The sequence below is a fragment of the Lysinibacillus sp. RC79 genome (genome assembly GCF_041262405.1).
In the GTDB taxonomy this organism is placed as follows: Bacteria; Bacillota; Bacilli; order Bacillales_A; family Planococcaceae; genus Lysinibacillus.
In genome coordinates, this window is sequence record NZ_JBGCCD010000001.1 from 141,104 (window position 1) to 162,288 (window position 21,185).

Annotated in this window: 24 protein-coding genes, 1 tRNA gene and 2 pseudogenes; 16 read left to right on the plus strand and 11 right to left on the minus strand. The window is 36.1% G+C overall.

The genetic code is table 11. The features are described from left to right. Positions 1-785: 785 nt before the first annotated feature. Together ABH968_RS00600 and ABH968_RS00605 are read right to left on the minus strand one after the other, a co-directional pair. A pseudogene (locus ABH968_RS00600) lies at positions 786-1,035 on the minus strand (SDR family oxidoreductase); the annotation flags it as partial. A gap of 111 nt (positions 1,036-1,146) precedes the next feature. After that, complete coding sequence (locus tag ABH968_RS00605; RefSeq protein WP_370042165.1) at positions 1,147-1,395, minus strand: SDR family NAD(P)-dependent oxidoreductase; 249 nt, start codon at positions 1,393-1,395, stop codon at positions 1,147-1,149. A 321-nt stretch (positions 1,396-1,716) separates the two neighbouring features. Between ABH968_RS00605 and ABH968_RS00610 the strand changes: the two genes are divergently transcribed. The 3 genes from ABH968_RS00610 to ABH968_RS00620 all read left to right on the plus strand — a co-directional run bounded on the left by ABH968_RS00610 (position 1,717) and on the right by ABH968_RS00620 (position 3,765). Beyond that, positions 1,717-1,790 (plus strand) — tRNA-Arg (locus ABH968_RS00610). A gap of 697 nt (positions 1,791-2,487) precedes the next feature. After that, a complete protein-coding gene (locus tag ABH968_RS00615; RefSeq protein WP_370041611.1) occupies positions 2,488-2,937 on the plus strand; it encodes a GNAT family N-acetyltransferase in 450 nt (149 codons plus the stop codon). A gap of 375 nt (positions 2,938-3,312) precedes the next feature. Further along, positions 3,313-3,765, plus strand: a complete 453-nt coding sequence (locus ABH968_RS00620) for a hypothetical protein (protein WP_370041612.1) — start codon at positions 3,313-3,315, stop codon at positions 3,763-3,765. Positions 3,766-4,510: 745 nt separating this feature from the next. Here the strand turns inward: ABH968_RS00620 and ABH968_RS00625 are convergent. Then, on the minus strand, positions 4,511-4,699 hold the full coding sequence (locus ABH968_RS00625) for a DUF4177 domain-containing protein (RefSeq protein WP_370041614.1): 189 nt from the start codon (positions 4,697-4,699) through the stop codon (positions 4,511-4,513). 312 nt (positions 4,700-5,011) lie between these two features. Here ABH968_RS00625 and ABH968_RS00630 point away from each other — a divergent pair. Further along, a pseudogene (locus tag ABH968_RS00630) lies at positions 5,012-5,290 on the plus strand (alpha/beta fold hydrolase); the annotation flags it as partial. A gap of 22 nt (positions 5,291-5,312) precedes the next feature. Here ABH968_RS00630 and ABH968_RS00635 read toward each other — a convergent pair. Next, positions 5,313-6,059 (minus strand): TIM barrel protein, encoded by a 747-nt coding sequence (locus ABH968_RS00635; RefSeq protein ID WP_370041616.1) that lies wholly within the window; start codon positions 6,057-6,059, stop codon positions 5,313-5,315. A 63-nt stretch (positions 6,060-6,122) separates the two neighbouring features. Between ABH968_RS00635 and ABH968_RS00640 the strand changes: the two genes are divergently transcribed. Next, positions 6,123-6,635 (plus strand): hypothetical protein, encoded by a 513-nt coding sequence (locus ABH968_RS00640; RefSeq protein ID WP_370041618.1) that lies wholly within the window; start codon positions 6,123-6,125, stop codon positions 6,633-6,635. Between the two features lie 266 nt (positions 6,636-6,901). On the opposite strand, the gene ABH968_RS00645 is transcribed toward ABH968_RS00640, so the two are convergent. Next, complete coding sequence (locus tag ABH968_RS00645) at positions 6,902-7,120, minus strand: DUF3951 domain-containing protein (RefSeq protein WP_370041620.1); 219 nt, start codon at positions 7,118-7,120, stop codon at positions 6,902-6,904. A 74-nt stretch (positions 7,121-7,194) separates the two neighbouring features. On the opposite strand from ABH968_RS00645, the gene ABH968_RS00650 reads away from it, so the two are divergent. From ABH968_RS00650 to ABH968_RS00685, 8 genes are all read left to right on the plus strand, one after another. Then, entirely contained in the window at positions 7,195-7,680 is a 486-nt protein-coding gene (locus tag ABH968_RS00650) for a hypothetical protein (RefSeq protein ID WP_370041622.1), read from the plus strand. 22 nt (positions 7,681-7,702) lie between these two features. Next, positions 7,703-8,365: a hypothetical protein gene (locus ABH968_RS00655; protein ID WP_370041624.1), complete on the plus strand. Its 663-nt coding sequence runs from the start codon at positions 7,703-7,705 to the stop codon at positions 8,363-8,365. Positions 8,366-8,441: 76 nt separating this feature from the next. Then, a complete protein-coding gene (locus ABH968_RS00660; protein WP_370041626.1) occupies positions 8,442-8,846 on the plus strand; it encodes an alpha/beta fold hydrolase in 405 nt (134 codons plus the stop codon). A 197-nt stretch (positions 8,847-9,043) separates the two neighbouring features. Next, entirely contained in the window at positions 9,044-9,313 is a 270-nt protein-coding gene (locus tag ABH968_RS00665) for a hypothetical protein (RefSeq protein ID WP_370041628.1), read from the plus strand. 108 nt (positions 9,314-9,421) lie between these two features. Continuing rightward, complete coding sequence (locus ABH968_RS00670; RefSeq protein ID WP_370041630.1) at positions 9,422-9,709, plus strand: hypothetical protein; 288 nt, start codon at positions 9,422-9,424, stop codon at positions 9,707-9,709. Positions 9,710-10,185: 476 nt separating this feature from the next. Next, positions 10,186-11,061 carry an alpha/beta fold hydrolase gene (locus tag ABH968_RS00675; RefSeq protein ID WP_370041632.1) on the plus strand — a complete coding sequence of 292 codons (876 nt, stop codon included), beginning with the start codon at positions 10,186-10,188 and terminating at the stop codon, positions 11,059-11,061. A gap of 326 nt (positions 11,062-11,387) precedes the next feature. Beyond that, positions 11,388-11,588 (plus strand): hypothetical protein, encoded by a 201-nt coding sequence (locus ABH968_RS00680; RefSeq protein ID WP_370041634.1) that lies wholly within the window; start codon positions 11,388-11,390, stop codon positions 11,586-11,588. 110 nt (positions 11,589-11,698) lie between these two features. Further along, positions 11,699-11,986 carry a hypothetical protein gene (locus tag ABH968_RS00685; protein ID WP_323651375.1) on the plus strand — a complete coding sequence of 96 codons (288 nt, stop codon included), beginning with the start codon at positions 11,699-11,701 and terminating at the stop codon, positions 11,984-11,986. A 184-nt stretch (positions 11,987-12,170) separates the two neighbouring features. On the opposite strand, the gene ABH968_RS00690 is transcribed toward ABH968_RS00685, so the two are convergent. The 3 genes from ABH968_RS00690 to fdhF are packed head-to-tail and all read right to left on the minus strand — an operon-like array spanning position 12,171 to position 16,648. Further along, entirely contained in the window at positions 12,171-13,217 is a 1,047-nt protein-coding gene (locus tag ABH968_RS00690) for an Mrp/NBP35 family ATP-binding protein (protein WP_370041636.1), read from the minus strand. A 16-nt stretch (positions 13,218-13,233) separates the two neighbouring features. Continuing rightward, positions 13,234-13,710: a helical membrane plugin domain-containing protein gene (locus ABH968_RS00695; protein ID WP_370041638.1), complete on the minus strand. Its 477-nt coding sequence runs from the start codon at positions 13,708-13,710 to the stop codon at positions 13,234-13,236. A 4-nt stretch (positions 13,711-13,714) separates the two neighbouring features. Next, entirely contained in the window at positions 13,715-16,648 is a 2,934-nt protein-coding gene (gene fdhF / locus ABH968_RS00700; protein ID WP_370041640.1) for a formate dehydrogenase subunit alpha, read from the minus strand. 612 nt (positions 16,649-17,260) lie between these two features. On the opposite strand from fdhF, the gene ABH968_RS00705 reads away from it, so the two are divergent. Genes ABH968_RS00705 through moaA form a run of 3 tightly spaced genes read left to right on the plus strand, consistent with a single transcriptional unit; the run spans position 17,261 to position 19,454 of the window. After that, positions 17,261-17,608 (plus strand): Na-translocating system protein MpsC family protein, encoded by a 348-nt coding sequence (locus ABH968_RS00705; RefSeq protein WP_049667590.1) that lies wholly within the window; start codon positions 17,261-17,263, stop codon positions 17,606-17,608. A 12-nt stretch (positions 17,609-17,620) separates the two neighbouring features. Continuing rightward, positions 17,621-18,436 carry a formate dehydrogenase accessory sulfurtransferase FdhD gene (fdhD, locus tag ABH968_RS00710; RefSeq protein WP_370041642.1) on the plus strand — a complete coding sequence of 272 codons (816 nt, stop codon included), beginning with the start codon at positions 17,621-17,623 and terminating at the stop codon, positions 18,434-18,436. A 1-nt stretch (position 18,437) separates the two neighbouring features. After that, positions 18,438-19,454: a GTP 3',8-cyclase MoaA gene (moaA, locus tag ABH968_RS00715; RefSeq protein WP_370042167.1), complete on the plus strand. Its 1,017-nt coding sequence runs from the start codon at positions 18,438-18,440 to the stop codon at positions 19,452-19,454. Between the two features lie 79 nt (positions 19,455-19,533). Here moaA and moaC read toward each other — a convergent pair whose 3' ends face one another. Genes moaC through ABH968_RS00730 form a run of 3 tightly spaced genes read right to left on the minus strand, consistent with a single transcriptional unit; the run spans position 19,534 to position 21,093 of the window. Beyond that, complete coding sequence (gene moaC / locus ABH968_RS00720) at positions 19,534-20,016, minus strand: cyclic pyranopterin monophosphate synthase MoaC (RefSeq protein WP_370041644.1); 483 nt, start codon at positions 20,014-20,016, stop codon at positions 19,534-19,536. Then, complete coding sequence (locus tag ABH968_RS00725) at positions 20,009-20,602, minus strand: molybdenum cofactor guanylyltransferase (protein ID WP_370041646.1); 594 nt, start codon at positions 20,600-20,602, stop codon at positions 20,009-20,011. Before ABH968_RS00725 ends, moaC begins: the two co-directional genes overlap by 8 nt. Beyond that, positions 20,599-21,093 (minus strand): MogA/MoaB family molybdenum cofactor biosynthesis protein, encoded by a 495-nt coding sequence (locus tag ABH968_RS00730; protein WP_370041647.1) that lies wholly within the window; start codon positions 21,091-21,093, stop codon positions 20,599-20,601. Before ABH968_RS00730 ends, ABH968_RS00725 begins: the two co-directional genes overlap by 4 nt. Positions 21,094-21,185 lie beyond the last annotated feature (92 nt).

Below are 21,185 nucleotides of genomic sequence, written 5' to 3' on the forward strand. Positions count from 1 at the left end.
ATCATTTTCTATGTCATCCCACCATCCACTGTTAGATTAATGCCTGTGATGAAATTATTTTAGGGGCTTGATCAATTATGCCTTGGCATAATTGCGTCCGGAATCGGCTTTGTGCTTGGGCCTGCGTGATGCAGGTCAGTTAGCCGTTATCGCATGGATGCGATGATTTTAGGCTAACATCCTTTTAAGAACTCCTTTCCGATTCCGTGACATCCGCCGGAGGCTTTAACTTTTTTCAGCGAGTGTTTGGACACTTGCTGAAAGAAGTTAAATACAAGCAAGCCTGTTCAATGTCTTCAGGTACGCCTACACGCCCGATAAATGTTGCTCGTGATCAATTTTACAGATTTTTCGAACGAGAAAGCCTATGCAGGTGTGGCCCGTCTTTAGAAATAGGATGAAAGTGAGGTCAGACAAGAGCTAGCTTTTGCTACCTTAATTGTCTGAAAGGGTGTTATACTTCATATATATACAAGTAAAAGTCTTTAAAACACGCTTGTTCATTGAAAATTGGATATTGTATAAGGTTCGATAGCCTAATTCATGCTATCGGTAAAACAATATGTGTCGTCAAGAAAAGACGCTAAAACACATCGAACGAAACCAACTATACGCTATAGTAACAGTAGCGTAGCCCTATCTGCTATATGCACTGGATAGGGAGGGGTAATGGGATACCCCAACCTTGAGAGCTGTTCAAAACAGAAATGGACTGCGAACGCTTAGTTACTCAGGAATCCCACTGACATTAGTCAGCTTGTCCCTTTAAGGGTGGGAGTCTCAAGGAGCTGTTCATAATCACCTGTTTCAATCCAAACAGGCGAAATACAATTAACCATAATATTATCTGGACCAAAAGAACGCGCTAAAGCATGTGTTACTGCGACGATACCGCCTTTTGTTGCTGCATAGGCATTCTGTATGGGGCTCAGACATCTCAGCGCTTGTAGGGGCTATAGAAACGATTGAGCCGCCATTGACATTCACTCGCATAACTTTTGCAGCCTCCCTTGAACACAAAAAGACCGCGATCAATTATGCCTCGGCATAATTCCGTGACATCCACCGGAGGCTTTAGGCCAACACGAAGTTGGTCACTCAGTCGTTGCCACAGGACGTGGCGTTCTTAGACTGAGTTCCTCTATTTCAGCGGGTGTTCGGACACCCGCTGAAAGAAGTTAAATTTGTTTGAATCATATCATTCCATTCATCCAATGTTACGTCATAAAGAGATTTATGTTGTAATTTCCCCGCATTATTAATTAAAATAGGGATAGTACCAAAATGATTAATAGCTTTTTGCATTAAAGAAACGATGTCCTGTTCTATCGTAACATCTGTTTGAGCAAAAAGAACTGAATGACCTTTCGCAAGTAAATCATTTTCTAATTGCAGCCCTAATTCTTTATTTTAATCGGCGATAACAACATTGGCACCATTTCATACACAAGCACAATGCCTTTGCCGATTCCTTGTGCACCGCCAGTTACGACGACAACCAAATCTTTAAACATATTGCTTTCTCCAGTTTTATTGCTTTTCATTATTTTAGCAAAAGAAGAGCTGAGAGAGGGCATAATGGGGTACATGAAATCATATAATATTAATAATGAGGCAAACCTTGCCTTCATAGTAAAATTAATGTTGACATTATGATATAAAGCACATATAATAAATATTGTCCTTATAGTCCTTATATGGACTACATAATATCATGTCTCAGTAGCTCAGCAGGATAGAGCAACGGCCTTCTAAGCCGTCGGTCGGGGGTTCGAATCCCTCCTGGGACGTATCAAGGTTCAGATAGAATAAGTTTGAACCAACTGAAAAGCGCCTCAAATCCTTTAATATCAAGGGTTTGAGGCGCTTTTCCTTTTTTTGAGAATACGTTAGAACAGGATAGAAAATGAAAAGTTTCTACACATTTTCTACACAAGAAAAAGTATCACGAAGACGCTTCTAGTCTGTTATTGCACTAAGCCGCTAAAAGGTTAGGATAGCCGTATTCTCATTAAACCACTATTCTTGAATGCCATTCATCATTCTTAATGAAAAAGTTTGTAATTTAGAAGCAGTGGGGCGAGAAATGGAAAAGTGGATTGAATATAACCAAAGGCTCGTAAATTAATTTCCCAACATTCACTTTTCTAGAACTTCTAGGCACAAGTTATAAGTTCGGTGTGGTATCACTTAGGAGAACTGTATTACAAAAAGAATTTATAAGTGATAGCCCGGAAGCCACACCTGCTCAAATTGAAGAACAATTAAAATATATGACAGATGTTTGCGGTATCACAGATTTACAGGCAAAACCAAAAAAATGACTGTTTTCTATAAGATTGTTGCTATTCAACTAACGGTGCAGGTTAGTGAAAGAAACTAGCAAAAAGTTTTATAAATGCTAAAATACCTGCAACAGGTAGTATTCATCGAATTTATATCAGGAAAACAATATTTAGCAGTAAACAAACTTGAGGAGGTATTGTAGTGAACCAACACAAAATGATAATTACTCAGTATAATCCCAAATACGCTGAACAAACAGTGGATATGTGGCGAGATAGTAAGGAACAGGCTATTGGTCAGAAAGAAATTCACAGCTTTGAAAGTTACGTTTATTTTTTAAATCATATATTATCTGAACAGTTTCAAATAGATTTAGCGTTAATTGATGAAAAAGTAGTTGGAATGATTGCCTATAATGAAAGGGAAATAAGCCAACTATATATTCATATAGATTATCAAGGAATTGGTATAGGTCATACATTACTAGATAAAGTAAAAGCGCAATCAAGTGGAAGATTAACATTATACACATTTGAAGTAAATGAAAATGCACAACGATTTTATGAAAAACAAGGATTTGAAATCATAGGTAGAGGACATGAAAATGAAGAAAATTTAGCTGATATTCAATATGAATGGATATCCAAATAAATGATTATCAGGTGCTTTTGTGGTAAAAAAGCTAGAGTTCTTCTTCAACTAAAGGAGTGCTTTTCTTCAAGATGGGATTCCGTAGAGATCCCATCTCTTTCTTATTCAACTAACGGAGCAGGTTAGTTTAACAATGATGTTTAACTTGTGTTCAACAATCGGGCCAGATTGTGGAATAACAACTTTTTACTAAAAAAAAATTAGGCTTAAAAATGTTTTGTTCAACGAATGAATGCTTTAGTGCAATAACAATTTATAAAGCATATAAAACAAATCTAATAAACGTTCAAAATATGATTTTGGTAAGGGTTATCTTAATATTTTTGAAACTTTTATAATTGAATTTGCGTAAGCATAGTAACTAATTATTGCAGGATGGGGATTATTATTTTTGTTTATTATGTAGGATTAGGTATAGGTATATTTTTTATTATAGTTGCATTGATTTTTTTAATGATAATGTCTGTAAAAAGAAAAATGGAATTTGGGCAGACAATTAAAATGCTCGGTGCCTTAATAATGGGACTCTTAATGTTATGGTTAACTATACCTAGTTTGAAATTTATAGTTACGAAAGACTTTGAGGTTATTAACGGACAATGTACTTTAGAAATACGTCAAGATGGTCGTTATACTGATTGGTGGTTTAATATGATTGATACAGATGAAGAATTTTCATTTGTTGAGATGCCGGAACTTGATGCTTATGGAAAAGCATCCCCATATTACTGCGAAATTACAGTGTCTAAAGACCATATGTGGGAAATAGGTTATAAAATTTACGACTTTAAGACAAGAAAGCTTATAGACTCTTATAATGGTGAGTAATAGGTTCCTTGAAAAAGAAGAAGATTATACACGACCAGTTAAATAAACGTTCCTAAATGAAAGTTTGGAAACACACCGAAAAGGCACGGATGTTGTTAAATCAACGTTCGTGCCTTTTTACGAGGACTATTGTTTATACCGCTTTTTATGCAAAGCTATAAACATAGCTACGATAGGACTTTTCGAGATTTTTCAGAGTGTGTTATCTGAATAAAAACCAGTATATAGAGACAATTTATTAAGCTGTATACCAGCGTTTTTTTATCGTTCCTATACTTCAATTACAGGGGCTATATAACAATCGGGCACGATTGTTTAATAAACGTCACTGTTCTTCTTAAACTCCCATGAAAGAACGAAATAATCTTTCATTCTCTGTGGTGTATCACTGGTTTTAGCGCTACATGGATGGCTAACGGGTGCTTTACTTGAAGATCTTTGAGTTGCATAGGCAGCTCTTTTTTTCTTTATTGAACTCCCATGAAAGAACTTAATCATCTTTCATTTTCTGTGGTGAAGAGCTGTTTTTTGCGCTTCATGGATGGCTAACGGGGCAGGTTTGTTCAATAAGAAATCACAAAAGGAATGAGCATTTGCTGTAAAAATAGATTAGATTATTAATGTCTAATAAAAAGTAATGCAAAAAATGAGGCACATTAGAACAAAACTGTTAGTGATAAAAAGTTGATGAGTTTAAGTAAACAGAATTCTACATTGTTCCCAAAAATAGAAAGACCCCTCAAATCTAATTAAGGGGTCTTTCGAAAATTAATTCAAAATAGGCTGCGGAACCATATCCTTTAGTTGAAGGAGCAAAAATTTGAACAAATCTCCATCCGTCAGATGCGTATTGATGAATTATATTTTGATAATCTTCTTTTGGTTTACTACCCCAAGAATTTAGTTCCACTTTAACGAAATAGTATTCGTACATTATTATCACCTCGAAAATTAGTTGACTTAGTTAATATACGAAGAAAGTAGAAGATAGTTTCATAATTGTTGATGTAGTTTATTGAACAATACGTAGACATTATGCAGTTGTTTATTAAACAATCGGGCGCGATTGTTTAATAAGCTTCACTTTTCTTGTTCAACTAACTGGGTGCTTTACTTGAAGACCATTGAGCTGCTTGGACAGCTCTTTTTTCTTATTGTACTAACGAAGCAGGTTAGTGGAAGAAGGAAATTCACTAAATTCTATAGAAGTTAATATATATTTTAAAAATAAAGGTGAGGATATTATATGTGGAAACAAGAGTTTGTAGAAACATCTAGGGGAAGGTTTGAAATCTTCACTAAAGGTATAGGTGAGCCATTATGTGTAACACATTTCTATTCTGAATTTAATGAGACAGGTGATTATTTTGCAGAAACTTTTGTAAGTACAAATAAGGTGATTTTAGTTAATCTCAGAGAAGCAGGAAATTCAGAAAAAGCAACCCAGCCATACGAATTAAGCTTGTTAGAATCTGTTTTTGACTTAGAAGCTATTCGTGAATCACTAGGATTTAATAAATGGGGATTATTAAATCTGTAGTGCAGTCCTATTTGGAGTTTTTTTCATCGAAGTGATCTCCCAAAACGAAAAAGACTACAGAATTTAAATAATGATGACTCTCGATCATTGGAGTGCAATCTTCGAAATTGTCTAATCCAACCTCATAGATATATGGCTTGTCGTGAATGTATTCGATTATGCTTTTCCAATCGATATAACCATCGCCTAATCTTAAGCTATCGTGTTGAAATCCACAGCTATCTACAACGTGTAGATATTTTGTATAAGGTGCTAACTTCTCCATATTGTCTATTAATTTCGCATTGTCTCCTTTGTACGAGATAAAGGCGTGGCTAACATCGTACACAATTTGTAATTGTAAGGGTTCTACAAAATCCTCAACCCATCTAGAGTTAGCTGCTGTAAATAATCCCTCAATGGAATTCTCCCATAAGAAGACCTCTTTGCTGTAAGCTAAGACTTTCGAAATTTCCCCTTTCATTTCATTTACCTTGTTGATGTCATTCGGATCCGAGCCAGCCGGATTCGTATAGTGAGGGTGTATGACACAGTTAATGTCGTGCTTAATACATATCTCAGCAATTATTCGAGTTGATAGGTCATAATAGCTCCGCATTGTAGGATCTCGATGAATGATATCAAGATGCTGATTATTATATTTAATTGGATGGTGTAGTACGCAACGTATACCTAAATCTTTTATCGTCTGTATGGTTTTCTCTAAATGCTGTAGTGCTTTGTGAGGGGTCTGCCTAATTCGGAAATTAAACATAAGTCTTCCGTTAACCAAATATTAAGCGATAAAAAGAAAACTGTAAGACAAGCTGTGGAAGAGATGACGCAAATAGGGCAAAGCGGTGTAACTTATTTTTTCTGGGGAGCCGATACGAAAGAAAACGAAAATGGATTACGAGAACTGTTCCAATCACTTGAAATTGATTTGTGGATCAAAATGCTCGAGCAAACAGAACTCTGCTTCCGTTTAAATGTATTCAAAGATGAAGAGCAAGTTTGGCGACACGAAATGGATTATTTAGACTTCGATTGGATCACAAGGTCCCAGAAAGATATAGAGCTAACAATAGATGTGATTACCGAAATGGAGATAGCCTTAAATGAAACGGGGAATTCCCGAAAAGATAGAAAAAGAGCCTATAATTTAGACATCCAAGAGATGAAGGAAGCGGTTGGAAATTGGTACCTTGAAAATATAACGGTGGATTATGATAGGGTGGAAATGGATCTGAGAAAGGCTGCAACTTCATTTGTGGAAGATGTAGAGAGCTTTATCGAAAAGGGATTGGAGTACGAGAGCTATGAAGGCAGAGTTATTGAAGACGAGGTTTGAGAAATACTAAAACAATCCTTTAGAAACAGCCTAAATAAAAAAGCAGTAGTTCCCTACTGCTAATAACGCATTTTGTCTCTACACAAAAGGATGGGTAAATACCCATTCTTTTGAATAACCTTATATCTACATTATTCATTAGTAAGTAGAGTAAACACATCCAAATACCTGAAATACAAAATATTACCAAATGCATATTCAATTAATGTTCCAATTATTTTATAATTTTAGTAAATATAGGAAAGGGTGTTGATGCTCTATGCGAATTATTTAATTTCATCTTTATCATCAGGTTCTATATATTTTGTCTTTTCTTGTAAATCTCTACTTCTGTTAGTATTGTCAGTTCCTCTAGTAAAATCGTCAAATGGTGTATACATATTGGTGATTTTCTTTTTTCTTACAACAATATTGTATACCCCTAAAATTATTAATCCAATGAAGATTATTCCGATTACAACAACGACGATATTCAAAGTATCCATTTTAAAAACCTCCTTTGTTAATACTAGTGCTAACATCTTCAAAATATTCAATAAAATAGAAGGGTGTGTATAATATGAAGAAAATTCTTGCTTTTTTGTCGGTTCTTCTGTTCTTTAGTGCATTTTCATTAGATTCTGCAAGTGCTACTTGGAAAAACGATTCAAATACTGAGAATAAAGTTACTATGAGTGGTATGGTGCTATATTCTTTTAAATTAACGCTACGTTATGATGAAGAATATACAGCTGGCACAACTAATAATGTTACGTATAGACAATCTTATATAAATGTCGATAGATCTTCACCTTCTGTTAGTTCTGCATCCTCAAACACAAAAGTTTATGATGGCTCTACATTCATTTCGCAAACGAGTCTATTTTCTAGATATTATCCTGACCAAGTGACTCCTACTGGCTCTCAGACATTCAATTATCGCAATTACGAAAGCAAAAGTGTAAAGAAAAATACAGGTAAGTCAACAAATACGAGTGGTGTTGTTATTAGCTGTTCTGACTACGCCCCTTGCACATTCCCAATTAGTGTAACTTTATCATACTAAAATGAAAAGGAGTAGGATAACTATGAAGAAGAAAAAATATATCATCGCTATTCTTACATTTTCGCTTATCTCTGGACTAGTGTTTTTTAAAGTAAATCTAAAAGAAAATGCATCTGCTGATTCAGTGAACTATGAGTCTTTAGCTCAATATGTAAAGAATTATGAGTCAGAGTCCATTCAATCCTTCAAAAAATCTCCTAGTGTAATTGATGAAAAAAAATATGCTGAACAATACTTTTTCAAAAAGTATTTAACGGATGTGAGAGTGTCAGATACAGAAGCAAAAAAACTTGCTTTTGAAAAAGTAATCGAAGAAAAGGCTTTATTTGAAAAAGCAAAAAGCGAAAACTTATTAGCTTCCGAAGTTGAAGCGAAAAAATTGTCTGATGAAGTTAGAAATCTTTTAGTAAGCGAACCTGAAGAAAACAAAGAAGTCATTAATAATGTAAACGACGTCATTAAAGGATTAGGTATCACCGAAGATGAGTATTATAATGATTTTTTAGTTGATAACTATATAACGTCTATATCTATTGATAATTTATATAACAAGGTAACAGAAGGGTATAATGATGAAGAAAAAGAAAGCGTATGGAATGAATTTAAAACGTCTGAAAAAAATAATTACATTGCCGAGAATAAAGAAAGTATTAATGAGTTTTTGACAGTTAATGCTATCAATTAACCCGCAATTAAAGGACTACCTATGGTAGTCCTTTTTAGATTGTATTTACAATGAAGAAAATCCTGATTTTAATAAAATGCAGAAATTGATTGACGAGCTAAAGAATCCTGATTTACCCTTAGAAGCAAGAAAAGAACTTACTAAGGAGAGGACAAAATTATCCTTATTTGATCCTGAAAGTTATGATGATATTTTTTCATCCAATGTACTTAAAAAAATGTCATCTATTAGAATAAATTACTTTAGCAGAGAAATTCAAATTTTTGATGTAACTAGAAAGCTAAAATTAATAAAAGCACCAACATTAATCATTTGTGGTAAATATGATGTACAATGCCCTATTAATTACTCAATAGAAATGAATGCCCTTATTCCTCATTCTACTTTACATATATTTAATAAGAGTAATCATTATCCTTTTTTAGAGGAGGCTGACCGATTTAAGGAAGAAGTAAAAATCTTTCTGAATGGAAAAATTTAGACACTCAACTTAAGTTGGAGTGGAAACTATTCTTTTTGTGGTTTGTGAAGAAATGTACTTAAACTAACGGGGGCTTTACTTCAATAAGGAGTAGAGCCTTTTTCTACTTCAACTAACGGTTTAGTTGAAGAAGAATTGCAAGAAACTTAAATAATCAATTAAACTAACTAGTAATCAATTTGTAGGAGAGAAACGCAATGAGTCAAAATGATAAAAGAAAAATATTTAAATACAATGAAGATGATATTCTAGAGATATTATCAGAATATCTTGGTGATGAAACTGGATTCGATACGTATCAGTCTACAGCTATGCTTTTAGGCACTCCAGGTAAAGACTTAAGATTAGTGGCTGTCATTGGCAACGGAGATGACGATGATATTACCAAGTTAAATTTAGAGGATATTGATAATGAAATAGACTATAACGGGACACATTCTGATTTAGATGGTAGGCTTTTAAGATAATGATATTAAATAAAACGATTCCTTGTTCGACTAACGGTGCAGAATAGTTCAACAAACAAAGAAGTATTTTCATAATAAGTAATTGTTTTTAAAGGAGTTGAAACTCTGATGATTATTAAAATCGTCTTTGATGACAATGTTATTCAATACATTTCTTGCTCAACAAAAGTAGCTAGGAAGATTAACTGTATTCAAGAGGACTTTCTAAATTGGATTTTTGATGAGGAGCAGAATATAAAATATTGGGCTTTAGAGAATGGAGAAAGGAGTCACCCTAACTATGACGCAAATGCCGTTGTTGAATGGTTAAACAATGTAAGATTTAAAAGAGGAATTGCTAAAGCTAAATTAATCACCAACCCTCTATTAATAGTGAAAAAGACATTATATTACTAATTTCATTCTTTAAAGATTGTGCAGAATTGTACTTAAACTCCCTTGAAAATAAAATCTCTGGCACTAAAAAAGTCCATGCTAAAACAAACGCGACCTTTATATTCAAAAAAATGGTAGCGCCTAAAATAGAAATCCATATGCAACAAGACTATTAATTACGTATGGTTTTGTAGAAAAGAAAGCCGCAGTAGACAATATAAGGGAGTGCATCTAGGGGCTAGACTATGCATCCTTACTTTCAAGATATGTTTAATCCTGATGCAATAAGATGGTACAACTATAACTATTATAGTTGAGGCAGGTAGAGACTGCCCTGAAAATGGGCCTGAGCAATTAGAAAAGCTTTTTAAGAGGTAGTTACCTTGAAAGGGATAGGCAATGATTGCTGCCATGAACGTAGCTGTACAATGTGGGAACCTCTCAAATGCAGTGGGCATAAGCTGATAATATATGTCGAATTGAAAGGGTGCTTGTTCATGTTTCCTTATCCTCAATTTCACTATCTCGATTATAGGTCTATGCCCAGTAGTTTTTATTACTCACCTTATTCTGATGGATGGTCGCCCTGGAGCAATAGTGCCATTGAATTTGATGAAAGACACCATTTACCCTCACAGCAAAGGCTTACTTTCGTGCTTGTGCATGGTGCTTGGGCTGATGCTCACTTCTGGGATGGAGTAGCTGCAGAGTTGCGCAGTCGAGGGCATGACGTCTATACGCCTGAATACGCAGGTCACGGCGAAGATCCGAATAAAAATGTCACGCATGCGATGATCACGAAGTCCGTCGTTGATTTTATAACAAAATGGAATCTACGTAACTTTGTTCTCGTCGGGCACAGTTTCGGGGGATCAGTCATCCAAAAGGTTGCTGAACAGGTTCCGGATCGCATAAAGCGACTTGTCTTCTGGGACGCGTTCGTACTGAAAGACGGAGAATCAGTTGCTGACGAATTCTCGCCCCAAATGATACAAGGTTTTGAAGAGCTCAGAGCCAGCTCGAACGACGATACGATTTCCATGCCGTTTTCCCTGTTTCGGGATTCGTTCGTCAATACAGCTACTTTGGAGGAAGCTAAACGGATGTATGAAAGCGTTACTCCGGAACCGGCTAAACCGCTTTTCGAGAAACTGGATCTTAAAAAGTTCTACTCGCTACTTACGCCCAAAAGTTATGTCTATTTCTACCAAGACAACGCATTGCCACGAGGAGATAATTACGGCTGGCATCCGAATATGTCCAGACGACTCGGGCAGTTCCGCCTGATTGTTGGCGACGGTGACCACTTTACAGACACGCGTACAAGGCCGGCAATGGTGGCTCAGAAGTTTTACGAGGCAGGTCGCGACTGACTACTGTATGCAGGATTAAGTTAATGATTAGCTTTAATAAATCATATGAAGACCTCTTCGTGAGGATCAAAAAGAACCAAGTTAGAATCAACTGAAAAGTGCTTTAAATCCTTTGTTTCAAGGATTTGAGGCACTTTTTTTTATCTTGTTCATTCTTAATGTGATTAGATCAACTTCCGGAAAAATGTATTTTATAGCACTTAACCTCTATAGGGTTAATAAATTTTGAAGTTCTCACTACCATCCGTGATGTTTCTTTTGTAAATTAGAATAATTTATATAAAAAAAGGAAAGAAATAGGTGTAAAAATGTTGGAGTTGATCGTTATGGAATTTGATAAAGAGTTAGAAATTTACTGCTACAGCTGTCGTAAAAAAACTGTATTTACACGTAAAGATATGCATAATAAAAGTGGAGTAGATAGTCATTGTAGTGAATGTTCAGGTATTTGGTTTGAATGGCAAAATCGAGCCGTAGAGAGAGAAATGGAAAAGTGGATTGAATATAATAAAGGGCTCGTAAATTAGGATAGTCAATGATACCAGCCTGAATGTCTCAAAAACGAAAGAAGCGAAAACCTATAAAAAGAGTTATAATATAATAGGAAGAAACTCAATAAAGAGAGATGGATTTTAAAATGAATGAACAATTAGTAGATTGGATTACGCGTTTTCAAAAGGAGAAAGATATAGAGGCTCTCGCAAACTTAAAAGACTATTGCTACTATATGATTGAACCTTTAATTGAGGAATTTACGGAGAAATATGGTGAAGATGCTGGGGAGTTATTACGGTTAAAATGGGATAAGCGTTTTTATTTTATTTTTACAAAGTATCAATTAAATGTTGGGCTCCCTTTAGATACTTTCGTTAAAAATACATACCGCTTTTATTTTATGCAGGTTTTAAAAAAGGCTGGTTATTGAATTACATATAGGGAAGTGTTTCAAGTTTGAACATTGCTCCATTAAAAAATCCTTGTCTCGTGTTAAACGCGAGACAAGGATTTTTGTGTTTTATCATGCTCTTAGGCGAGAGATTAACTGCCTGCAAAAGCCTGATGGGTAAGTAGGGGGATGAAGAAACCCGCCCACTGATGAAAGTTTCACTTTATTGATACATAATATCTTCTGCAAGGTGGGTAAATACCTCACCGATAATGGAGTCTTCGTCATAAACGGAAGAACCTGTATTTTCCTCAGGTTGCGCAAATGGAATTTGAGCGATGATACTTGTCTGAAGTTCATCTGCTAATTTTTCGGCGCCACCTTGACCGAATAAATAGTTCTTTTCACCAGTTGAGTTTTCAAAGTAAGCCATGTTTTCAATAACACCAAGAATCGTGTGGTTCGTATGTTGAGCCATCAGACCTGCACGAGAAGCAACATGAGAAGCTGCAAGATGTGGTGTTGTTACAATAATTTCATGTGCTTGTGGAATCATTGCTGCCATATCAATGGCTACATCTCCTGTACCAGGTGGTAAATCTATAAGGAGATAATCTAAATCATACCAATGTGTATTGACAAGGAAATTACGAATCCATTTGTTGAGCATTGGGCCACGCCACATAACAGGTTGGTTTTCGTTTGTGAAAAAGCCCATCGACATGATTTTCACATCATGACTTATTACTGGAATAGCTGTTTGGTCAAGCATTGTTGGCTTTTGTTGAATCTTCATCATGGCAGGAATACTGAATCCATATATGTCTGCGTCTAAAATACCTACACGTTTTCCAAGACGGGCAAGAGCTACTGCTAAGTTAATCGTCACGGTAGATTTACCGACGCCACCTTTACCACTAGTAACTGCTATAAATTTGACACCAGAATCGGGTAGAAGCATTTTAGGCATACCTTTATCCGTAACTTTTTCTGATTTTAAAGAAGCTGTTAAACTACGACGTTCGTCATCTGTCATAGAACCAAATGTAATGGAGACATTTGATGCGCCGATTGCTTTCAACGCTTCTTCAACATCTTGTTGGATTTTGGCTTTCAAAGGACATCCTTGAATAGTCAAGATAATATCAAGTGAGATATCCGTACCATTGACTTGAATATTGCGTACCATATTCAAGTCAACGATGCTTTTATGAAGCTCTGGGTCATCAATTTTCTGTAAAGTTTTTAAAATGTGCTCGTTCGTTAGCATATAAGAAACCATCCTCCTATTTTAGGCCTTTGCCTAGCCCTTTTAAGAAGTGAGCGCCAAAATTCACAGCACGATTAACATCAGGATCGTTTAGCATTTTGAACAGCTTAAAGGCACTAACTTTTTCATCAGATTCAACAGCTTTGTTCGCTTCATCTAAGCCAGTATTTAAGCCTTCAATCAGCTTTGTTGTTGTTTCTGGGTTCAGTTCGGTTAATGCTCCCGCAACACCCATTAAGTTGTTGATGATATTCGTAACAGGCTTACGAGTTAATTGACCAAGAGCAACATGGGTAACCTCTTCTTTTGCTTCTAGTAGTTTTGTAGCTGCTTCTAGTGCTCCAATATCATTTAGTTCTGCCATGATCGTAAAGACTTGGTTAACCATTTCTTCATTCTCAGAAAGAAGTTGCTTTAAATTCTCTAACTTTTCTTCCTTTAGTTGTTCCTCTGTTTTTTGCGCTTTTTGAATTGTCGTAATTGGTGCTGCCATGAACTCACTCCCTTTCGTTAGTTGTTAAGTGAACGTAGCCAGGACGATTCCATTTGCGCTCTACCTCAACACCATTTTGTGGATGACGCTTTTTATAACGCGGGTTTGTTCTAGGAAGTGGCGATTTTCCTTTTTGTTTCAATACTTCTACGCGTACTTTTGTTTGTTTGTACGCCGGTGTCGATGTATTGATGTCTGCAGCTGGGCCCGTTAAGAAATTAATCGCCGAATCTTTGCTAACAGAGTTCATAGGTAAGAAAAGTTCATTTCCTTGTACGCGATCTGTCACTAGGGCATTTAATTTTAATGCGCCTTGAGGAGACACTAAGCGAAGAAGAGCTCCATCTTCAATGCCGCGTTCTTTTGCTAGTTCTGGTGATACTTCAACAAAAATTTCAGGTACTTTCGATTGAATACCTTTTGATTTATTTGTCATATTACCTTCATGGAAGTGTTCAAGCATACGACCGTTGTTAATATGGCAATCATATTGTGCTTCATATTCAACCGGTCTGATCCAATCATTTAAAGCAAAACGAGCTTTTTTGTCAGGGAAGTTAAAGCCATCCTCATATAGTAAAGGTGTGTCTTTACCATCATGGCTACCCCAACAGAAGCTACCCCAATTTTCTAATACATCATAGTTCGCTTGCGAGAAGAATGGAGCAAGACTAGCCATTTCAGCAAAGATTTCACTTGGGTGACTGTAATTCCAGTCAGCACCTAAGCGACGAGCAACTGTTTGTAGGATTTCCCAATCGGCTTTTGATTCACCAAGTGTTGGTAATACTTGATATAGACGTTGCACACGACGCTCTGTATTCGTGAAAGTACCTTCTTTTTCAAGAGAAGGTGCTGCTGGTAAAATAACATCCGCATATTGTGCTGTACGTGAAAGGAAGCAATCTTGTACAACAAAGAAGTCTAATTGTGAAAGTACTTTATCTACATGGTTAGCATCGCAATCTACAAGTGCCATATCTTCCCCAACTAAATACATTGCTTTCATTTTACCTTCCATGATAGCATCTAACATTGCCATATTCGTACGACCTGGTTCAGGTTTGATTTTCACACCATATGCTTCTTCAAATTTCTTACGTGCTTCGTCGTCTATTACTTTTTGATTACCTGGTAATAGATTTGGTAGTGTACCCATATCACAAGCACCTTGAACATTGTTGTGACCACGAAGAGGGTAGGCACCTGCACCTGGACGACGATAGTTACCAGTAGCTAGAAGTAGGTTAGAAATTGCAGCTGATGTATATGAGCCACCTGTATTTTGTGTAACACCCATACCCCAAAGTACACATGTACCGTCAGCATCACGAATCATTTCAGCAACATTTATCAACGTTTCTTTTGAAATGCCCGTTTCTTTTTCTGCATATTCTAGTGTGTATGTTTCAAGTACATCTTTAAAATCATCAAAGAAGTGCACGTTCTCTTTAATGAAGGCTTCATCATGCCAACCTTGATCGATCATATATTTTGTAACGGCCATTAACCATACTTGGTCTGTTCCTTGTTTTGGGCGCATGAAAATATCAGAACGCTCAGCCATTTCATGTTTACGAATGTCGGAAACAATTAATTTTTGACCGTGTAACTTATGGGCACGTTTTACACGAGTAGCTAAAACAGGGTGACCTTCTGCAGGGTTTGCCCCAACAATAATAACAAGGCCAGCTTTTGCGATATCTTTGATCGTTCCAGCGTCGCCACCTATACCAACTGTGCGTAGTAGGCCATCTGTAGCTGGAGATTGACAATAGCGTGAGCAGTTATCAACGTCGTTTGTTTCGAATAATTGACGTGCCATTTTTTGAATTAAGTAGTTTTCTTCGTTTGTAATTTTTGAAGAAGAAATAAAGCCGACAGAACCAGAACCGTGTTCTTTTTGAATGCCACCTAGTTTAGTAGCAATTAAGTCAAGAGCTTCATCCCATGAAGATTCAACAAATGCATCATTTTTACGAATTAATGGTTTTGTAATTCGTTCTTCAGAGTTGATGAAGTCCCAACCGAATTTTCCTTTTACACAAGTAGAAATAGCATTTACAGGACCGTCAGAAGGTTGCACTTTTAAAATTTTGCGGTCTTTTGTCCAAACTTCGAACGAACAACCTACTCCACAGAAAGTACAAACTGTTTTTGTTTTCTTTGTACGTTTACTACGCATAGCAGCCTCGACTTCAGAAACAGCGAAGATGCCGCTATAGCCAGGCTCGACTTCCTTAATTAAACTAATCATCGGATCTAATGTTTCTTGTTTAAGTCCAGTCATAAAACCAGCTTCACCAAGCATTGATTTTTCCATTAATGCGTTACATGGACAAACGGTAACACATTGTCCACAGCCTACACATGAAGAATCGTTAATGGCAACGCCTTCATCCCAAACTACTTTTGGTCTTTCAGCTTCCCAGTCAAGAGATAATGTTTCATTAACTTGGAGGTTTTGACAAACCTCTACACATTGTCCACATGCGATACATTGGTTTGGATCATATCGATAAAACGGGTGAGACATGTCTACTTCGTGTGGTTCAACTTTTGGTTGATAAGGATATTTTTGATGTTCGATTTCCATTAATTCTGCAGTGTTGTGTAATGTACAATTTCCGTTGTTATTATCACAAACAGTACAGTACAGTAAATGATTTTCTAGTAGACGATCCATCGCCTCTGTTTGTGCAGCTTTCGCTTTATCAGAAGTAAGTTGGATATCCATGCCGTTTACTGCTTTTGTTGAACAAGAGCGAACTAATTGTCCATTCACTTCGACGATACATGTATCACAAGTTTCGATAGGATCAACAGATGGTACATGACAAATTTGTGGATGGGCGATGCCATTTTGATTAATGGTATCAAGTATTGTAGCTCCCTCTGCTACATCATACGGTTGGCCATTAATTTTAATTGTAGTCAAAGTATTTTCCTCCTTTTGCTCTTTGAGACTTATTTGACAACAGGTTAATACTTAGGATAAATCGGGAATAGAGTTACGAGTTTTATTTTGATTGTCTGTTATTTTTAAAAAATTGTCTTGTTATAATGTCATTTCCCAATTTGTCCAATTCTACACCAACTTGATGAAGAAACACTTATTACAAGTTGTCGATGTTGATATTGCTCAAAAATAAAAAAATCCACCATGAAAAGGCATGTACTAACATGCTATTTATTCATGGTGGATAAAATTCTTAACAGGCCTTGCTAAAAATTCAATCAACTTTTATTTTTTATTCAATATAACTATAGAATTTAAATATTAAAACCACTATGCCAATAGTTCAAATTTATTTATATGAAACCATGACATAAGAATCAAAATACTTTCATTCCATATGTAATACCAATTATTATAGCCTTTTCAGCCAAAATGGACAATAATTATAATAAAATTTATTAACTGATAATAATTATCATTGGATATTTTCTCTTTAATTTTTATTTAAGTTGCTATATTATTAACAAACTATAAGGGTGACCCCCATGAACATAGGAAAAAAAGATTAATTACGTTGGGAGAATCGTTAAAATGTCAAAAAAAGTGCATGAGTTCAATGACATTATTCGAAAACTACGCAAAGATATATTTGGAAAAGGACCAGAGCGTATTCATACTGTTTTCGTAGAGAACATGGCTGTGTCAACTTTATATGGTAATATCACACCGACAGAAAAATTTATTGCGAGTACGCCTGAAGGGTTAAAAATGGTTCATGCTGCACGTACAAGAATGATTCAAGATTTGTATACTAAATCACCTCCAGAAGGCATGGAAGAATTGATGGGCACTAAGTTACTCCATTTATTTTCAGATATCAAAATTGAAGAAGACTTTGCTATTTCTGTCTTTGTTTTTGAAGATAATATTAGTGAATAAAGGGGATGCCATATGGAACGCGCAGTAGCTAGAGAAATAATACGTGTTGAAGGTAATCAAATCAAAGAAATAGAAGATACTGTTGTCACAGAATATGCGGTCACAGTAAAGATTAATGAGCAAGAATTCGTGACGATGGTTTGCACACCCGAGTATGTAGAAGATATGGTTATTGGCTATTTGGCTTCTGAACGAATTATTCGCGATTACGAAGATATTGAAGCCATTTGGCACCAAGAAAAAGAAGGGTTTGTGCACGTTAAAACAAAGCGTGTGAATCCTTACTTTCAACAAATTCAAAATAAACGTTACATTACTTCTTGTTGTGGCATGAGCCGCCAAGGTTTTGTTTTTGCTAATGATGCATTAGTAGCTAAAAAAATGGAAGGCATTCATGTGCGTATTACAACAGATGATTGTTTTCGTTTAATGCGGGATATGCAAGATTTGGCTGAAACATTTAAACAAACTGGTGGTGTTCATAATGCAGCGCTATGTGATGCGAATGGTGTTTTATTAAGTAGAATGGATATTGGACGCCATAATGCCTTAGATAAAATTTATGGTTATTGCCTAAAAAACAAAATTAGCATTCAGGACAAAATTATCGTATTTAGCGGAAGGATTTCATCTGAAATTTTACTTAAAGTATCGAAAATTGGCTGTGAAATTGTGCTGTCCAAATCGGCTCCAACAGAATTAGCATTGCAATTGGCAGAGCAACTTGGTATTACGACGGTAGGTTTTATTCGCCAAAACACACTTAATATTTATACACATAAAGAACGTATTCACTTACCTATAAATAAAATGAAAGGAAGAGATTAACATTACTAATCTACAAGACCAATTACACAGACCATTAAGAGATTTAAGGATATCAGTGACAGACCGTTGTAATTTTCGTTGTCAATATTGCATGCCTGCAGAAGTATTTGGTCCAGATTATGCTTTTTTACCGTCCGATAAAATATTGAGTTTTGAAGAAATCGAACGATTAGTAAAGATTTTCGTTTCATTAGGTGTGAAAAAAGTACGTATTACTGGTGGTGAGCCTTTACTACGTCGTGATCTGCCGACATTAATTGAACGTATACATCGCATAGATGGAGTAGAGGATATTGCTTTAACGACCAATGGCACATTGTTGAAAAAATATGCCAATGAATTGGCGAGAGCAGGTTTATCACGAGTAGCTGTTAGCCTAGATTCTCTAAATGAGGAAAGGTTTTTCGAGATGAATGGCCATCGAGGAAAAGTGAAAACGGTATTAGAAGGTATAGAAAAAGCGGCAGAAGCGGGTTTACAAGTGAAGATCAATATGGTTGTTCAAAAAGGAAAAAATGAGCAAGATATCATTTTGATGGCAGAATATTTTAAAGAAAAACAGCATATTCTTCGCTTTATTGAATATATGGATGTCGGTAATTCGAATGGTTGGCGATTAGATGAGGTTGTGTCGAAGAAAGAAATTATTGACCAAGTCCACCAATTGTCTCCCGTGCATCCTGTTGACCCTAATTATAAAGGGGAAGTAGCTACACGTTATCAATATGAGGATGCCCAAGGTGAAATTGGCGTGATATCGTCTGTAACAGATTCTTTCTGCTCCACTTGTTCGCGTGCTCGTATTTCGGCAGAAGGAACATTATATACGTGTTTATTTGCAACAGAGGGAACGAGTTTGCGAGAATTGTTAAGGTCTGGGGAAGATGATGAAACGATCACCCAATGCATTTCGAACGTCTGGGAAAATAGAAAAGATCGCTATTCCGATGAACGAAATGAACAGACAATGGAAAAACGGAAAAACTCAAAAATTGAAATGTCACACATCGGTGGTTAGACGAAATAGAGTGGTATTAGTGATTTATGGTAAAAAAAAACAGAAAAAAAACGGCAAAATAATGCCGGGTTTTTTCTGTTTATTTATGCACAAAGTTGCCACTTTTTCCGCCTGTTTTTTGAACAAGGTATGTTTCTTTAATCACCATAGACTTGTCGACGGCTTTACACATATCATAAAAAGTCAGTGCAGCAATGGATACAGCAGTTAGTGCTTCCATTTCGACACCTGTTTTACCACTACATTTCACTGTAGCTTGAATGTGTAGTTCGTAACCAACCTCTGTTTTTGTATAGTCAAATTGAAGATCCGTTCCTTGTAACATAATTGGATGGCACATAGGGATAATATCAGCCGTTTTTTTAGCACCCATAATCCCAGCAATTTGTGCCACTTGCGTTGGGTCGCCTTTTTTTATGCCTCCTTGTTGGATGGCTTGATAGACTTCATCGGATAACGTGATTGTACTGCGAGCGATAGCTGTACGGTTTGTGATTGTTTTTTCTGAAATGTCGACCATTTTAGGACGACCTTCTTCATTCCAGTGTGTAAAATTACTCATTATTATTAGATTTCCTTTCAAATGTTTGTAGCCAATCTTGTTGTGAATTGATATTGATAAATGTTGAGCTATCTTCTTCAAAGGGAACATAACACACTTGAAGTTGCTCTAACAAGACTTTCATACTTCGCTTGTTTTGTTGGACTAATTGCAGTGCTTTTGGTAAAGCACTGCGTCGATATAAAGCAGCAAGAGGTTGTAATCTTGAAGCTTGTTTAGGAACAATCGCCTCATAACGATCATCGATAAATGTGAGCATAGTTTGGACAAATTCTGCATTAATAAAAGGCATATCACTAGCTATTACGAAAAACCACTCTACTTCCGGAAAATTTGTCATTATATTATGCAAGGCAAACAGAGGTCCTTGATGAGGCTGTTTTTCAATAATCCATTGGACATCTTCTTCTACAAACTTCGATTGCAAGCTAGCATTCGTAGCAATAATGAGAGGATGTAGTTGATTTTTTTGTAAGGCTATGAGACTTTGCTTATATAAAGGCAGACCAGCAAATAATTCAAACATTTTCGGTTGACCATACCGAGAAGATTGACCGCCAGCTAAGACAACACCAGCTATTTTCATATGCGATTCAACTCACCGACAAAATGTTGCACAGTAGGAAGAATCAGTTTTGTCATGGCAAGTGTCACGGCATTAGTGGAACCTGGTAGTACATAGATAGCCGTTTTATCGCGACTACCCGCTGTTGCACGACTAAACATGGCTTTTGGGCCGATTTCTTCATAGCTAAGTGTTCGAAATAATTCACCAAATCCCATCATTTCTTTTTCGAAAAGTGGGAGAATCGTGTCGTAAGTTTGGTCTCTCGGTGTAAACCCTGTTCCTCCTGTTACGATAATGGTATTAATGGTAGGATCATCGCACCATTTTTGTACATGGTTTGAGATTTCAAGTGGTTCATCTTTTGACATTCGATAGTCTATTAATTCAAATGAAGCTTCTTGAAGTAATGATTGAATACGCTGACCACCACGATCATCCGCCTTTGTGCGTGTGTCGCTCACTGTTAAAATGGCAGCTCGTATAGGAAGTTCACTATGTGTGGGATGCAAGGTAAATAGACCTCCTTTTATAGAGTTGATTTTTGTTTTTGCTGAAAAACATTGCTTTTATTATAAAGCTATAAATTAAAAGGTCAAACTAA

What these genes read in the sequence shown, in the direction of transcription:
- ABH968_RS00660 (WP_370041626.1), top strand. Translation starts at nt 8,442, where the DNA reads ATGCAGAAATTGATTGACGAGCTAAAGAATCCTGATTTACCCTTAGAA.
- ABH968_RS00705 (WP_049667590.1), top strand. Translation starts at nt 17,261, where the DNA reads ATGTCAAAAAAAGTGCATGAGTTCAATGACATTATTCGAAAACTACGC.
- fdhD (WP_370041642.1), top strand. Translation starts at nt 17,621, where the DNA reads ATGGAACGCGCAGTAGCTAGAGAAATAATACGTGTTGAAGGTAATCAA.
- ABH968_RS00620 (WP_370041612.1), top strand. Translation starts at nt 3,313, where the DNA reads ATGGGGATTATTATTTTTGTTTATTATGTAGGATTAGGTATAGGTATA.
- ABH968_RS00675 (WP_370041632.1), top strand. Translation starts at nt 10,186, where the DNA reads ATGTTTCCTTATCCTCAATTTCACTATCTCGATTATAGGTCTATGCCC.
- ABH968_RS00655 (WP_370041624.1), top strand. Translation starts at nt 7,703, where the DNA reads ATGAAGAAGAAAAAATATATCATCGCTATTCTTACATTTTCGCTTATC.
- moaC (WP_370041644.1), bottom strand. Translation starts at nt 20,016, where the DNA reads ATGAGTAATTTTACACACTGGAATGAAGAAGGTCGTCCTAAAATGGTC.
- ABH968_RS00670 (WP_370041630.1), top strand. Translation starts at nt 9,422, where the DNA reads ATGATTATTAAAATCGTCTTTGATGACAATGTTATTCAATACATTTCT.
- ABH968_RS00625 (WP_370041614.1), bottom strand. Translation starts at nt 4,699, where the DNA reads ATGTACGAATACTATTTCGTTAAAGTGGAACTAAATTCTTGGGGTAGT.
- ABH968_RS00640 (WP_370041618.1), top strand. Translation starts at nt 6,123, where the DNA reads ATGACGCAAATAGGGCAAAGCGGTGTAACTTATTTTTTCTGGGGAGCC.
- ABH968_RS00635 (WP_370041616.1), bottom strand. Translation starts at nt 6,059, where the DNA reads ATGTTTAATTTCCGAATTAGGCAGACCCCTCACAAAGCACTACAGCAT.
- ABH968_RS00645 (WP_370041620.1), bottom strand. Translation starts at nt 7,120, where the DNA reads ATGGATACTTTGAATATCGTCGTTGTTGTAATCGGAATAATCTTCATT.
- ABH968_RS00680 (WP_370041634.1), top strand. Translation starts at nt 11,388, where the DNA reads ATGGAATTTGATAAAGAGTTAGAAATTTACTGCTACAGCTGTCGTAAA.
- ABH968_RS00690 (WP_370041636.1), bottom strand. Translation starts at nt 13,217, where the DNA reads ATGCTAACGAACGAGCACATTTTAAAAACTTTACAGAAAATTGATGAC.
- ABH968_RS00725 (WP_370041646.1), bottom strand. Translation starts at nt 20,602, where the DNA reads ATGAAAATAGCTGGTGTTGTCTTAGCTGGCGGTCAATCTTCTCGGTAT.
- ABH968_RS00665 (WP_370041628.1), top strand. Translation starts at nt 9,044, where the DNA reads ATGAGTCAAAATGATAAAAGAAAAATATTTAAATACAATGAAGATGAT.
- ABH968_RS00650 (WP_370041622.1), top strand. Translation starts at nt 7,195, where the DNA reads ATGAAGAAAATTCTTGCTTTTTTGTCGGTTCTTCTGTTCTTTAGTGCA.
- ABH968_RS00685 (WP_323651375.1), top strand. Translation starts at nt 11,699, where the DNA reads ATGAATGAACAATTAGTAGATTGGATTACGCGTTTTCAAAAGGAGAAA.
- ABH968_RS00695 (WP_370041638.1), bottom strand. Translation starts at nt 13,710, where the DNA reads ATGGCAGCACCAATTACGACAATTCAAAAAGCGCAAAAAACAGAGGAA.